Genomic DNA, 14,799 nt, shown 5'->3' on the forward strand with positions numbered 1-14,799 from the left:
GCTCGTCTCCTCTTAACTTACAATCCCTGTGTATCACACAATACTCCGTGCACTGTAAATCTCATTTCTGATGCCGAACAGGTCGACAGTGTAACAACCTGATCAGTTTCTGAAATCTGCGATGTCCTTTCGCTCTTTACATAGGAATGGGACACCAGCTGATTAATGTAATCCTTATATTCATCATCCGGATAGAATGGCACTGTGTAAACCCACGAACCTGGCTCAGTGTCAAAATATGAAAAGATTTCATATCTTCGCTTTCCATCCGATGTAATTATCTGGAAATATTTATGTTCCTCATAATAATCGTCATCTGACTTGTAATACTTTAGCTTTCCAAACATAGAAAGATTTCTCATATTATGTCCATAAATGATGTTGTGGCTGTCAGACCAGTCCGAATAATTGAACCCTTCCAGGAAAATGCTGCCAGCTTTGGCATATTCATTATCTATGGTTCTTCTAAGGTACTTTTCGTCATCCCCTGAAAACATAATTGGATAACTGATATCAGTGCCTTCCACATATAACCAACCAATGACCTGCGGATTAATCTTTTGAAGTGATGCAATATCAACATCAAGTTCATCGTACCACTGCCCCTCTGCTTCAGCTGCTGCAACCGTAGTGTAATTAGCCTGTAGATTTTCATATATCTTCTCTGATTTCTGATAACCAGAATATATATAGATAATTCCTCCAATTGAACTAAAAACTATTAAAAGTCCAAGCGCCAGAATAATCTTTGGATCAATTCCATGTCTTTTTACCGCTCTATTCTCTGAATGCTTTCCTTCTATATTATTATCACCTAAGTTTGATAAAAGAAGTCCCACCAAAAGAAGTAATGCTGCACCAATCTTTCCTAATGTTTCTGCGAGGATAGCTGCCACATAACCAAGTACCGGAATATGGAAAATCACTTTTCCTATTACATTTGTGTAAGCCACCGGCATGAAGTCCGCGCTTCCATTTGCATCGCCCTTTGTAGTGAAAAGTAGCTGTTCCTTATCTATCTCAACTATTCTGTGGGTCACCACACTGGCTCCAGCTTCGTATGCTATTACATCTTTCTCAGATAATTCATTGAAATCTGCTGGTTTTACGTATACAAGTGATCCAACTGAAATTGCCGGTTCCATTGAGCCCGAAATAACATTAAATTCTGAGAATCCCAAAAGCTTCGGTACTGCAAGTGGAATGCAAGCTATGATAATCAGTGCAATTATTAAGTTTCCTAAAGGCTTAAGCATCTTTTTCATGCTATAATTTTACCACATTAAGCAATATTTTGGAGTCAAAGTGTACAAATAGTATGATTTCTTAAAATTATTTCCTCTTCTAACCTAAAAATTATCATGCAATTTATGAAAAGTCTGTGAACTGGCAAATTCTTCCATCATTTGTCAAAAACTTCTTAAAAACGACATAAAACTACCCTGCAGGCTTTCTCATTAACCTGCAAGGTAGTTTCCTGTTATTTCTATAAAATATTATTAAGAATTAACTGTCTTTCTTGTTGTCATCCTTATCCATTGTATATATTCCAGCCAGTGCAATTGTCAGAATAACAATTCCCATAAGAGCTATTATTATAAAGTATGAAACGTATCGATGTTTGTCATCAATATCTACTATTGCTTCTGGAACATCTTCGTCAGGAATTGTAAGCTCTTGTCTTCCACTAAGTGGAACCTCTGGCTCAGTAATCTCTGTTGCATCACCTTCATCATCTACAGCTTCATCATCTACAGCTTCACCAGTCTGAGCTACCGCTGCTTCCGAATCGGCATCACCTGCCTGAACTCTATTATTATTAACTGGAAGATTTTCAACGGTCTGTCTTGGGATCACCTGATAGATAGGCTCCGCAGCACCCTGAACTGTACTATAGTTAACTGTCTCAGAATTTCTATAAACAGTTTTTCCAACATTCTTAGTATAGATAAAATCTACAACCTGATTAGCAACCAACGCTTTGATGTGAATGTTATCAGTATTTGAAACATAGCCATCGATATATCTGTGAGGAACATAAACCTCTTCACCTTCAGCACCGTAATAGGTTGCGTCATCTAAAAGTCTGTTTCCTGACTCATCTATGAATCGAACTGTGTAAGGAACAACTTCTCCAACACCATAGGCGATTACATAAGTCTCATCCTGAGTAACTGTAAATGCTGAGCTTGAAACAGTGTCATTGCTTCCGCTTCTTCTCATTCCCTTTACATAATACTTGGAATAATAAACTTCATTTCCCGCCTCATCTTCTGTAGTAACAGGAGAAATCTCAACCTTTACCTTTGGATCAAAGATAAATTCATCACCGTAATTCAGTCCGCCAACTGTGATGCAATCTGAATCTGTACCGACGAATTTGGCACCTTCCTCACCTGTTCCTCCGAGGATAATTTTGATTGTGTAGGTATAAGGCTGGCTCTCTGCAGCCTTTGCAGCCATAGGAAAAGTAGCCGCTAAACCAAGCACTAAAGTCATCGATAATATTAAGCCAGTAATCTTATTTATCCTCTTCATATCAGGCTACCTCCTTCCTACCTTTCTTTGAAATAATGAAATACCATCCTATTAGAACCATTCCGACTAATAATCCAGCTGTGCATCCAACAAGTGGAACAATTGAATCACCTGTCTGTGGGCTTCCACCTGCCAGTGGTGTCGTCGGCTCGTCGATTGCAATTACCTGCTGTCCACCAGGTATTGTATAAACTTCATTTCTTGTAACTGTATTGTTTATCACCTTATCCTGAGGTTGCTCTGCTTTTTCAACACCAAACTTCACATCCAGTGTTGCCAGCTTGTACATGTAAGCATTATCCTGAGAGTTTCCATCAAGATTAATCTGAATTGTTACTGTACCAGCGCCACCATTATTCAGCGTTCCAAGTGGGAAGAAGGCTTCCTTACCCTCTGCCAGATTACTTTTCACCTGATTAAGACCTTTTACAGTACTTTCACCACCTAAAACATCACTGTCAAAGATGATTGTTTCCTTTCCATCTACTGTATAGGAAACTTTATAAGAATATGCGCCGCCAGTGGCTGAACTTGCAGAACCATCTGCACTCTTATCCTCCAGTGAATTAATGATATCTGTTGAAAGATAAAAGTTTGTAGCATCTGCTGATGTGTTTTTGTATCCAACTGAGTATGTAATCACATCACCAGGCATTACATCTGTAATTGTATTTTTACTAACATCGTAGGTGGACTCCAACTTGCTGCCATTATAGGTCACGTCCCAGCTTGCACTTTGTGTCTTGGCCTCTGCCGAAATCATTGTGGATGTAAGTCCTGCTACTGTCAGTGCCAGAGCAAGGACTAAATTTAATATTTTATTTTTCATCGCTTGCCCCTTCTCCTACTCTGTAGGCTTTCCATCAATAGTAATAATGTTTCCATCATCCGCTGCTGAGCAGGTTGCCTTAACACCCCAGGCTGCATAGATTGCATCCTCTGAGTTATGGGTCTGAACTGCGTCAGCTGTAAGCTGAATGTATACCGATTCTCCATTGTAAGTGTATTCATTTACGATGGATGCTTCGGTTTCAGTAGTTGTAACAAATGATGTTACGGAATTGTCTACTGTAATTCCTTCCAGGAACTGTGCCTCATTACCACAGGCCAGAGGTGAAGTCATGTAGTAAACTGCTCTTTCAGGAGTTGATTCTGAATCATTCAAATACCAGCCATCAGCAATGTCCAATTTTATAAGTGAAGGATCAAGGTTTGTATTCTTCCCGTTTTCATCACTCCAGCTTTTTCTAACAACCACTCTCACATATTCACTATAGCCAGTGTCTGCATTGGAGTTATTCACTACCTTCACATCTTCCTCATATCGTTTTCCGATTTTGAAGGAATCGTCCTTCTGAATCTCTGGAAACTGAAGACCTTGTGTATCACTCAACGAAACATATTCACCATCTACATTTTCCATCAAATTCACTGAAAAGATTGCTGTTGAAAAATTCACTCTCTCAGCTGCAGTCTGATAAACCATTGCGGCCCGTGTAGCTGTGGCTGTGCTTGTACCAATCACCAGAATTCCAAGTGCCAAGAGTAACACAGGACTTTTATATAATTTTCTCATACCTGCTCCTCCTTACTGTGCTGGTGTTGTATCTGATTCCTGAACTTCTGTGGCAGGTGCTTCCTGCTGTGTCCTTGAGATCTTTGCATTCCAATCAGCTGATGGATTTCCCGCTTCGTCATATAAAACCTTGGTTGCTTCCTGAACAATTACTACGTTGAAATCATAATCCGAATTACTTGTGATATGAATCTTCAACTCTGTTTCAGTAGCCTCGCCTGGTGAAACCGGTTTGCTGTAGTAATAGAAATCTCCATCTCCTTTACTCCAGCCTTCAGCCAACTGTGGTGTCAATGTGCAGGTCTCTGGAGCAATCGCCTTCGCTCTGACGAAAATGTCATAATCTCCGGTATTCTTAATGGTAATGCTCTTCGTCATTCCCTCAACCTTTTCATCGATTCCAGGTTTGCCATCACCAATCTTCAGATCGAATTTTCCAGAAGTCTCTACGGTGTCTGTGAAGTAAGCTATGGCTGGCCTTACTGCTGAGATGCTAAGGACTATTGCGGCTGCAGCAACTAAACTTAATCCAATTCTTTTCATACTTAGTTACCTCACTCTCTCACTGTGGAATTCTGTTGAACTGCTCAACCTTGTTTCCATCCTTATCTATCCAAAAGATTGTTCCATCATCCACTACGAAGTTATTCTCTGCTGCGATTCCGCCAATTATCAGCTTATCGTTGTATTTATTTTCGAATTCTACAACCTGTGGTTCATCAGCAGATATGATTGCTGTTTTGGTATCGCCACCAACTGTATCGTAGCTTGAACCTGTGTAGGTTTCTGTTACTGTAACCTGTGCCTGAGCTGGAAGCTTATCAATTGTTCTTGATCTTGTGCCAGCTGCTGTAAAATCGATGGTATATACATTACTGAAAACAGTCTCATCATCTATCTTTGCTGTTACTGTATATACGAAGCTCTGTCCCTGAAGTGATGCATTGAAATTATCTAACGTCTTTTTGATTTCAAGACTTCCGTATCTTTCATATGCCTGAGACTTTAGATTAAATACTGATGTATAATCCCATGCATCTGATTGACCTCTGCCAAACTTGATATAGTCACTTGTTGGTGCACATATAATATATGGTGTGAACTTGTAGCTATATCTTTCATCCATAGCTTCTCTTGGAATGTAAAGATATATGCCTGCGCCATTTTCAATGTTCTGGCTCACTGATGATTGCTGGTTGCTCCGATCTAAAGTCATGACCATATCTGGCTCAAGGTCAGTTGCCTTTGTCACTGCCTTTTCAACTATGCTTGTCTTGACCTGCTCAACTGATACCTCTACGTCAGAATTATCAATGAGATTATTAAGAATAGTTAAATCAATTCCGGCATCAGCAAATCTTCCATCCAAGCTTGGCTTTCCCACTTCACTTAAGGTTGCCAGTTTGTATATTTCGATTTCTACTTTACCGGCATATTCGGAAGCGAAAACTGAACCATCCTTCAAATCAACAAGTGCTGTAAGAGTTACCGTCCTGTCAGTTTCCACTCTAGGAGCTGCCATCAGCTGGTGGGCTGTAAGTATGCTTGCAACCATGGCTGCTGCTAAAAATATTCCAACTATTTTCTTTTTCCAAAAATGCTTTTTATTCACTGGCGACTCCCTTCCAAGCCACTAGGCCTTTGACTCATTAATCGCTCTGTCTTCATCGTCCAAAGGACTACACTTGTTAAAATGCATTCCTTTCAGCTATGAAGTTTTAAGGGATTTCCTCCCCGGTGCTTATTGCACCGGGGGATTCCCTTTTATTTAATTTTGCTTATTTTGCTGACTTCTTTTTGTTTGCGTAGAACAAACCTGCTGCTGCACTCATGAAAAGAATTCCAAATACTGTAAATGCTACTGTTCCAGAACCACCTGTGAATGGAAGTGTAATAAGTGTGGTATCTGACATAATTGCTGTTCCAATCATGAACTTAGCATCTTCTTCGTCAGGATCATCAATCCAACTATCTGAAGTAACTGCTACAGGATTTAAGTTAAGTGAGTAACCCTGAGGTGCTTCAATTTCTTCGAACCAGTATGTCTTATCCTTATCAAATCCAGATGCGATTGCGATTCCGCCTGCTGTTGTAAGTGGATTTACCTTTGCCTCTGCTAATGTTCCCCATCCTGTAAGCTTTCCTTCTGCATCGAGGATTGCGTACTTAGCATTTTCATCTATACCATCTTTGATTACGAACTTTGCTCCATTAAGAAGCTCTGGCTCTTCGCCTTCTGCTGGAACGTTTGTCTTCATAATCTGAAGCTTAGATGTATAAGACTTAACTGTCTTTCCTGTTGTGTTGTTTACGTTTACATCGTTTGAAATTGCTGAACCAGTTGCGATTGCTGTGTAAGTAAGTGTTAATGTTGCGTTTGCATACTTGTTATCTCTTGTTGAATCTGTTGGATCATTGATTACCCAATCAGCTGCCAAATCAATTGTCAAGCTGTTGTTTGAAGGTGCGATGTAATATGTCTTTGAATCATTTCCGATTGTTGCAACAACCTTTGTCTTGTCTGCATTTTCTCCTGTTTCAAGCTTGTACTCTCCACCTGTAAGGGTATCAGTTACAACGAATGCTGTTGTTGAACCCATTGGAGAATAAGGAACTACAACTTCAACTGAGTATGGGATTTCCTTTCCAAGTTCAACGTACTCATCACCTTCGCCGTAGGTCTTGTTGATGGTTGTAGGAGTCTTCTTAGCCTTTACTACTGCATTCTTAACACCATCTAAGTCATCATTGTAGTTTATAGCTGCAATCATTGGGCTGTAGGTAAATCCTTCTTCAGTAGCTTTGATTACATATAAACCAGGCTCTGCATTTGTGTAGGTACCTGTAAACTGTTCTGTGACTGATAATGCTTCAAGCTTGTTACCGAACTTTACAACTCTGTCAGCTTCTGAAGAAGTCTTGTAATCCTCTATCTTTGCCTGTGCTGTATCACCTGCAAATCCTGCAAATAATTCCTCGCTGGCTGCATCTACAAATGACCATCCTGTCTTTGTGGTTGTGTCTGCCTTGACTACCTGACGGATATACAATGTTGCATTCTCAGCGCCAGTTACTGTAATTGTACCCTTTGGAACTGTTCCCTCAGCCGATGCTGTTATGGTCATTCCAAGTGCCATTACAAGTGTAGTGGCCAGTGCTAAAATCCTCTTAAACCCTTTCATACGCTTACCTCCTTAATTACGATATTTACAAAACGCTTTGGATTTTTTTCTGTTTCTATAGAAGAGGAATACAGATGTCATCATGAATACCAAACCTAATGCTGTTGTTCTGTAAATTCCGTTTCCACCTGTCTCTGGTAGCTCATAAGCATGAGCAAAATTCTTAAAGTAGAACCTGTAGGTGATAACACTTCTATTGATTTCAGGCTCCACAACTATCTGTGTCTGCTCAACCCCCTCTGCATTCACTGGTATAACAGTTGGTACATTGTTTACATCAAGCTGTATCTTCCAGGTTTCATCACTCTTGGCAAATCCCGCAGGTGCTGCCAACTCTGAAAGGATGTAGGTCTTATTTACTGCAATCTCTTGATCAGTACCAAGAGTCCACTCGATAAGTCCTAACTTATCCTCATCAGATGAGCTGACGCCTGTGTATGAATTATCTGTTCCATCTTCCTTCAGCTCGAATACTGCTGTTGCAAGCTTTCTGCTACCATCTTCGTTTGTTTTGTAGATTTCCCAAACGTTCTTGATGTGTACCTGCAGTACTGGATGATTGAAGAATCTTTCTGCTCCTACTTCACCTCTGTAGTCATATACAACCTTTCCTACTGTGTTCGAACGGAATCCAGCCTTTCCTTCAGAAGTCCAATTTTCTTCATCTACGGATGCATTGTCTGTGTCGGTCTCACCTTCTGCATTGTACCCACTGCTGATGAATTCTGAATATGCTAAATCAGTTGGAACAATATTCATGAATACAACCTTGTAACCATATTCAGGATTAACCTTGTAATCATCTGGAAAATCAAGAGTCACTGTCTTGGTTCTCACATCATACTTTGCAGTCAGATGATATGTGGCACCTCCGTCAATCACATCGAAGTATGCTTCTGTTCCTTCTGGATTGTTTGCATCACCGATGACTCCGTTTTGCTGAGCCGAAACATATGCTGGATTGTTCCAGATATCAACACCATCCACATCAACACTTATGTAGAATTGTGAGCCTGTTACTGGTTCTGCGTAATCACTAAGTGTATCTGTAATTGTTACATTGCTGGCTCTATTCTTTACTTCTGTTTCATCCTCACTTCCTGAAGGTTTTGAAACAATTCTTCCTGCAAGATTTTTGAATAATGCTGCAACCTCAGATGACTTAACTGTTGAAACACTCTTATCGCTTACATTTGAAGCTGCCTCAGAAATACGTTCCAAAACTTCTCTAGGCTTTAATGCAACACTTGAGCCATCCTCTTCAGTAAACTTGAATGTAGTATCCTTGAAATCTACGCCTATTGTGTAGAAGGAATCACAAGTAAGCTGTCTTGCTACTGCTTTTGCTTTGAAATATGCTGTCGGATCAAATCTGCCTCCATATCCCTGACCAGTTCCGTAATTAGTAGGCTCTCCATCTGTCAGGAAGATTACGATGGTCTTGTCTGTGCCCTCTCGCTTGGTAGCTGTAATATTCTTTGCTCGTTTAAGTCCTGCTTCGTAATTAGTTGCACCATCTGTACTTGTGCTGATGGTAAATCCACTGTTTGATCTCCAAGCCGAATTCACATCATCTCCCGATGCGTTGTAATCAAAGTAAACAACCTTCCAAGATGCATCTACATTTCGCTTTGTCTGAATTACATCTCTAAGAGTTTCAACTGCCTCCTTAACATGAACTATTCGTTTAACTCCATTAACCTTATTTCCCATAGAACCTGACTTATCGACTACAAGCACGATGTCAACCTTAGTAGGCTCCATTGTATCTACGATTTCCTCGTTGGAAATAACTGTTGTGTAGTCATAAGCAGGAGGTGAAAATTTCACTCCTAGGTCGTAATTATCATCACCGTTATAACGAATGAACTTTGAAAGCTCCTCTGGTTTCTGATAATCAATCTCTGTGTATGTAAGAAGATTCTTAAATACTACATGGGTACATTCTGATTCAGTAACAGTTATGTCAACTTTTCGACCTCCTATCGTTCCTGGGTCATACCTATTTATTTCTGTTCCGTCTACAAAAGTTTTTGTAGTAAAATCTCCCAGTGTATAAGCCTCACCACTAACTCCTTCTTCAATTACCTGATATGCTCCCGCTGGTGTTGAGGTAAGTGCAAAGTCAGCGCTTTGACCAGTCTTTAATAAAAACTTTCCTTCAGCATCTGTATAACGTCTCTCAGTTCCAACAAAGAATGCTTTTTCTCCGACCGCTGTTCCATCAGCCTTCAGTAGTTTAAAGATGTACGCTGTATCCGTATCTGTTGCTGCAGTTCCTGTTGCCTTTTTCATGATGCTTAGCGCTGCATCCTTCTCGTATATGATAGACAAGTACAATCGAGTTGCTTTGCTTTCATCACTTACTAATTCAACTTCATTGCCAACAGTCGTTGACTCTCCTAAGTATCCCCTTATCCACTTGTTGCCGTATGAATAACGATATTTAAATCGATCTATTTCCTTGTACTCATCATTAACCTTCAACTCTGCTCTTAAGAATCTGTAGCCATCTTTTGCTGGAGCGAAGCTGCTATTTTTAATAATCGTTTCTGTTGAAGTCTCACTACTTAATGGGAATGTTATTTCATTTGTAGAGAATTCCTCCATCTCAACATTATCTTTAGTATAGTACGAAGTAATAATCTTTATGTATTTTGTATTTATCGTTGACGACCACTTAATTACATAAGTCGAGAAGCTGTTGCTTGTAAATTCTGCTTTAGTAAGAGCACTGTCATTTTCCAGCTTTAAGCTTGCTCTTCCATCTTCTGTAAGATTCTCAAGCTTGTTCTCTTCCTCATTGAAATGAACCATTTCAACTTCAGTTGTACAATCGTCAGGATTTTCCACAACTACAGGTTTAACTGCCTGCTTGTACTCCATCATTACTGTGACATCATCACTTGGTTCAATTTCGTTTCCAGTCTCTATTTCAATAAATGAAATATCATATGCTAAGAATCCATATGAGTCATATTCTTCAATGTCTGTCTCATCTACAAGTCTCTGTTCAACTGATTCATAGGCTTCCTTTGTCTCCTCGTTCTCTTTCTTGATTGGTGTTACCTTTAGGTCTGCATTTTCTGGAACCGCACCAGATACTGTTACGATTACTTCCTCGTCTTCATAAACAAGTACTGGATCTGGAAGTCTTTTCCATTCGCAGTGGATACATACACCGTTCTCATCATACTCACAGGATTCTGTGTACTCTTCCATGTCACACTCGCTACACTTTACTGTATGAGTGCCATCCTTGTTGGATGTGTATATGAATTCATGTTCAGGTTTCTCTTCTTCCTCTTTCTCTATAAGATTTCCATCTTCATCAAATTCACCTTCAAGCTCATCTTTTACTATTGCTTCCAGCTCACCAGTCTCTTCATTCATCACATATTCGTATGTTACCTTTACTTGGGTACCATAATCTCTCATGATGATTTTGAAATATGTATCTCCCTCTGCTGGCTCTTCAGATTCAGGCTCTTCAGTAAGTTCTGCTTCTTCATCTGTCGGAGAAATGAGTTCCTTCACTGCATCAATGATTTCATTTATCAACCCTGGCGTTTCTTCTGTCTCATCCTCAGTAGGAACTTCGTCCTCAGGTGAAGTGGAATCTGTTTCAGTTTCAGTAGTTTCAGTTTCAGTAGTTTGATTATCTACTTTTTCTGTAACTGATTCCTCCGATGCTTCAGCAGCCTCTTCATCAACAGCTTCAGTGACCTGTTCCTCTGAGGTAGTTGCATTCTCTGTCATCGCTTCTTCCACAGGAATCTCTGCTTCTTCAATCTCAGCAAATGCTGATGCTGACATCGAAATATATAAAGCTGCCACGATGCTTAATGAGATGATTCTATTGAATAATGACTTTCTTTTCATATGATTCTTCCTCACTAAAACCTTGCCACTGATTACTAAATTACTCTTCAAAAAACTGTTACTCACAATAACGTTTTCTGTTACAAAATATAACTTTGTTACTCGAAGTAACTTTTGTAGGATGACTATATCAATTATTTTGTGACAAGTCTGTGAACTGGCAGCTATTGTCAGATTTTGGCAAGAAGTTTTCTTGTTTAATACACAATTTATGAACGTGATGTGAACTCCTCAACCTAATAACTTTTACCCCACAGTTCTAAAAATGGGCACAAAAATAGCCTTAGGCTATAACGCCCAAGGCTAAAATCATCGGTTATAGAAAATTGTATTTCAATAACGATTATTCATTTTTTAACTTTTCATCCGTTTTCTCTGCATCTGATTTCTGAATCATCACTGGAACCTTTTTCTTATTTTTGGCAATTAGGATAAATGTGATAATAATAACCAGAATTGCTATGATTGCAAGGATTATAGCGAGCATGATATTGCGATGAACGGCTTCTTCGCCTGATGCAAACTTTGCTACCTCTTCCTCGTCAATATCAATGATATCTGTTGGAGTCTCATCATCTGATATTTCAGCGCTATCTGTGTTCTGATTCTCATCTGACTGAGCTGAACCTTCTGCTGCATCTGAATCAGACTGTTCTGCATCCGCATCTCCACCAGTGCCATTACCTCGAGATCTACGGTTGCTTGCTGTACCAGTCTGATCGTTGTCACCGGTTCTGTTATCAAGTCTTGAATACTGATACTCGTATACTGGCTGCTCATAAATTGTCTCAGTCTCGTACTCAGTGTCAGTAACTACTATTGTCTCCTTAGTGGACTTCTTGTAGTTGAATGTGAAAACTGTGCCCTGCTGCAAACCCTTCGAAGCAGTTCTATAGTAGGCATCAGGATAATATCCATCCACATGCTTTGCTGGCACTAGAACCTTCTCGCCAAGAGCAGCAAAATATGTATCCGCTGGCAGTAATGCATTACCATCCTCATCTACGTATCTAACCTCATAAGGGATGGCCTCGCCAACGCCATAAGCTGCCACATAGCTCTCGTCACCCTTTATTGAAAAGCTTGCCCTAACATCCATGTGCTTTTCACTATCAAGCTTAGCCTGTGTGATAATAGCATCACCACCAGATACTCTAAGACCTGCTAGGTAATATTTTGCAGTTCCGGTCTGGGCATTTGGTGATATAGAGATAAGTGAATCTACGTCAATATCAATATTCTGACCATATTTCAGACCCTTGATTTCAAGCTGAGTCGAAGCCAACTCAATCTCGTATTTTTCGCATAACTCAGCGACTGCTGCCTCATTGAAAGAAGCATCGGCATTATTTCCAAGATAAATCTTTATTCTGTATGTGTATTCCGCTGCATTGGCATTTACTGGATTGGCAAATGCAAGCGCAAACACAAATGCAAAAGAAAGAATAAAGCTCAGTAGCTTTTTTGAATATCTCATACTAGGCTACCTCCTCTTTCTCTTCTTTTGTCATTTTGAAATACATGAATATGAATAAAAGTCCAATAAATAGTGCGCATCCACATAAAACAAGTGGAAGAACTGAATCACCTGTCTTTGGATTTCCACCAGTAACAGGAACCCCTCCATCTAAAAGGACTATTTCGGTCTCTCCAGGAATAAGCTGTGTAAGCTTTTCGATTACCTTCTTGTGTTCCACGAGCTTCTCATTTGAAACAGGCTGAGCTCCGAACTTGATTTCAAGAGTTCCTAAGGTATTCATGTATATATTTGACTGTGAGTTTCCGTCTAAAACTACAGTCACAGTAACTGTACCCTTTGCCCCTGAATCAACTGTTCCAAGAGAAAGATAAGCCTCCTCGCTTTTACTCTTTGAACCATTGACCTGCTCAAGTCCAACCAAAACATCCTCTGCTGAACCAGCGTCTCCGCCAACAACCTGACTATCAAAAAGCGGTGTATTGCTAAGTGAGCTTGTAATCTTGTAGGAGTAGGCACCACCTGTAGCTCTTGAGCCCTCCTCCAGAGTCTTCACAACGTCAGCACTCATATAGAACTCAGCAGCCTCTTTACTGGCATTCTCGAATTCTACTGAATATGAAATTGTATCGCCAGGCATTGTATTTTCAATAGCTGCCTTGTCCCTGTCATATGTGGAAGTAATAGAACTTCCTGTATATGTAACAGACCAGTCAACTGTCTGTGTCTCTGCCTTAGCAGTGATTCCTGCCAAACCAAAGCTTGTAACTGCAACCGTAAGGGCAAGAACCATATTTAAATATAACTTTTTCATTTCATAGCTCCTATCAGTCGCAAATTAATTAATTGAAATGATATTTCCATTTGAATCAAGGGATGCTTTCACGCCCCAGGCTCCAAGGATTGCCTCAGAAGCATTGTGAGTCTGCACCGCATCAACTCTTAACTCAACAAAGAATCGCTTACCATCGTATTTATACTCGTTAACAACTGTTCCTGCCACATCGCCGTCAACAGTCTTCACGTAAGTTACAACCTGATTATCAATTGTGATAGTTTCAAGAAACTGTGCGCTCTCTCCCTTTTTGAGAGGCTTCGCAAGATAAAATGCCTGTTCCTCAGTAGTTGCATCTGCCTTGTCCTCAAGCCAGCCCTCTGATGTGCCAAGCTTTATAAGCGAAGGGTCTAAAACAGTATCCTTTGTGCCTTTCTCATCTGTCCAGCTGCGTCGAACCATCACGCGAACATACTCGGCATAATTTCCTGTGGAAGTGTTCACTACCTGAACTTCTTCTGGATAGGTCTTTCCGATTTTGAAGCTTCCTAAATTCATGTCTGAGGCAATTGCTGGAAATGTCAAAGCCCCTTCTGCAACGCTCTGATACTTATCATCCTGCTTTTCCTGAATATCTACAGCAAGATTTGATGTAGAAAAATCAACCTGCTCCGCTTCATTGGAATAAGTCATGGCTGCTCGCGTTGCACCAACTGAACTTGCGCCAACAATAATAAGTCCTGCTGCTAAAACAATAAGAGGATTCACAAACTTTTTCTTCATTAGTTGCTTACCTCCTCATTATCTATTTCTTCATCTTCAGTGGACGTTTCCTCCTGAGTCTGTGTATTTCGGAATTTAGCATCATAATCCTCGCGATTCATAACCTTGCTATTCCAATCACAGCTTGTATTGCCTTCGGAATCATATATAACTCTGGTAGCTTCTTCAATTATCACCACGTTAAAGCTATCCGCAATTGAGTTATCCACAACAGAAATCTGGATTTTTAAATCCGGTGTGGACTCTCCAGCAGCCAATACTGGCGCGTAATAGAAATAGCCATCCTTCTCTGACCAGCCATTTTCCTTTGCTTTATCAGTAATAGCGGCTGAGAAATTCTTACTGTAAATAGCTTTTACGCGCACAAAAGCATCATAGTTACTCGTATTTGTAACTGATACAGTCTTAAGCAAGCCATCAGCAGAATCCTTAGGTGTAAGCTTTGAATCTCCAAGGCTAATCTGAATACTACCTGTAGTCTCGTGTGAATCTGTAAAATATGCCATTGCAGGTTTAACAGCAACACCGCCAATAATTAAAAGTGCGGCAGCAACAAGCATATACTTTTTAAATTTCATATGAGCTA

At 40.1% G+C, this 14,799-nt stretch carries 12 protein-coding genes; all 12 read right to left on the reverse strand.

Annotation, left to right across the window (positions count from 1 at the left end):
* Positions 1–17: 17 nt before the first annotated feature.
* Positions 18–1,256, reverse strand: coding sequence for a class B sortase (srtB, locus tag FXF36_RS01295; RefSeq protein WP_167511251.1), 1,239 nt, complete (start codon positions 1,254–1,256; stop codon positions 18–20).
* 250 nt (positions 1,257–1,506) lie between these two features.
* Complete coding sequence (locus tag FXF36_RS01300) at positions 1,507–2,538, reverse strand: hypothetical protein (protein WP_151622095.1); 1,032 nt, start codon at positions 2,536–2,538, stop codon at positions 1,507–1,509.
* A 1-nt stretch (position 2,539) separates the two neighbouring features.
* A complete protein-coding gene (locus FXF36_RS01305) occupies positions 2,540–3,367 on the reverse strand; it encodes a hypothetical protein (RefSeq protein WP_151622096.1) in 828 nt (275 codons plus the stop codon).
* 15 nt (positions 3,368–3,382) lie between these two features.
* On the reverse strand, positions 3,383–4,114 hold the full coding sequence (locus FXF36_RS01310) for a hypothetical protein (RefSeq protein WP_151622097.1): 732 nt from the start codon (positions 4,112–4,114) through the stop codon (positions 3,383–3,385).
* A gap of 12 nt (positions 4,115–4,126) precedes the next feature.
* Positions 4,127–4,657, reverse strand: a complete 531-nt coding sequence (locus FXF36_RS01315; protein ID WP_151622098.1) for a hypothetical protein — start codon at positions 4,655–4,657, stop codon at positions 4,127–4,129.
* Between the two features lie 19 nt (positions 4,658–4,676).
* The gene (locus FXF36_RS01320) at positions 4,677–5,726 is read right to left on the reverse strand and encodes a DUF5979 domain-containing protein (RefSeq protein ID WP_151622099.1); all 1,050 of its coding nucleotides are present in this window, start codon (positions 5,724–5,726) and stop codon (positions 4,677–4,679) included.
* A 166-nt stretch (positions 5,727–5,892) separates the two neighbouring features.
* Positions 5,893–7,296, reverse strand: a complete 1,404-nt coding sequence (locus FXF36_RS01325) for a SpaA isopeptide-forming pilin-related protein (protein ID WP_151622100.1) — start codon at positions 7,294–7,296, stop codon at positions 5,893–5,895.
* A 12-nt stretch (positions 7,297–7,308) separates the two neighbouring features.
* Entirely contained in the window at positions 7,309–11,178 is a 3,870-nt protein-coding gene (locus FXF36_RS01330; RefSeq protein ID WP_151622101.1) for a DUF7604 domain-containing protein, read from the reverse strand.
* A 343-nt stretch (positions 11,179–11,521) separates the two neighbouring features.
* Positions 11,522–12,655: a hypothetical protein gene (locus tag FXF36_RS01335; protein ID WP_151622102.1), complete on the reverse strand. Its 1,134-nt coding sequence runs from the start codon at positions 12,653–12,655 to the stop codon at positions 11,522–11,524.
* A gap of 1 nt (position 12,656) precedes the next feature.
* On the reverse strand, positions 12,657–13,469 hold the full coding sequence (locus tag FXF36_RS01340; protein WP_151622103.1) for a hypothetical protein: 813 nt from the start codon (positions 13,467–13,469) through the stop codon (positions 12,657–12,659).
* Between the two features lie 24 nt (positions 13,470–13,493).
* A complete protein-coding gene (locus tag FXF36_RS01345; protein WP_151622104.1) occupies positions 13,494–14,213 on the reverse strand; it encodes a hypothetical protein in 720 nt (239 codons plus the stop codon).
* A complete protein-coding gene (locus FXF36_RS01350; RefSeq protein ID WP_151622105.1) occupies positions 14,213–14,791 on the reverse strand; it encodes a hypothetical protein in 579 nt (192 codons plus the stop codon). Before FXF36_RS01350 ends, FXF36_RS01345 begins: the two co-directional genes overlap by 1 nt.
* Positions 14,792–14,799 lie beyond the last annotated feature (8 nt).

It is taken from the genome of Pseudobutyrivibrio xylanivorans (assembly GCF_008935055.1).
Taxonomy (GTDB): Bacteria; Bacillota; Clostridia; order Lachnospirales; family Lachnospiraceae; genus Pseudobutyrivibrio; species Pseudobutyrivibrio xylanivorans_A.

Bases quoted from the DNA above. Each gene is read 5' to 3' on its own strand.
- srtB (WP_167511251.1), bottom strand. From the start codon at position 1,256: ATGCTTAAGCCTTTAGGAAACTTAATAATTGCACTGATTATCATAGCT.
- FXF36_RS01300 (WP_151622095.1), bottom strand. From the start codon at position 2,538: ATGAAGAGGATAAATAAGATTACTGGCTTAATATTATCGATGACTTTA.
- FXF36_RS01305 (WP_151622096.1), bottom strand. From the start codon at position 3,367: ATGAAAAATAAAATATTAAATTTAGTCCTTGCTCTGGCACTGACAGTA.
- FXF36_RS01310 (WP_151622097.1), bottom strand. From the start codon at position 4,114: ATGAGAAAATTATATAAAAGTCCTGTGTTACTCTTGGCACTTGGAATT.
- FXF36_RS01315 (WP_151622098.1), bottom strand. From the start codon at position 4,657: ATGAAAAGAATTGGATTAAGTTTAGTTGCTGCAGCCGCAATAGTCCTT.
- FXF36_RS01325 (WP_151622100.1), bottom strand. From the start codon at position 7,296: ATGAAAGGGTTTAAGAGGATTTTAGCACTGGCCACTACACTTGTAATG.
- FXF36_RS01330 (WP_151622101.1), bottom strand. From the start codon at position 11,178: ATGAAAAGAAAGTCATTATTCAATAGAATCATCTCATTAAGCATCGTG.
- FXF36_RS01335 (WP_151622102.1), bottom strand. From the start codon at position 12,655: ATGAGATATTCAAAAAAGCTACTGAGCTTTATTCTTTCTTTTGCATTT.
- FXF36_RS01340 (WP_151622103.1), bottom strand. From the start codon at position 13,469: ATGAAAAAGTTATATTTAAATATGGTTCTTGCCCTTACGGTTGCAGTT.
- FXF36_RS01345 (WP_151622104.1), bottom strand. From the start codon at position 14,213: ATGAAGAAAAAGTTTGTGAATCCTCTTATTGTTTTAGCAGCAGGACTT.
- FXF36_RS01350 (WP_151622105.1), bottom strand. From the start codon at position 14,791: ATGAAATTTAAAAAGTATATGCTTGTTGCTGCCGCACTTTTAATTATT.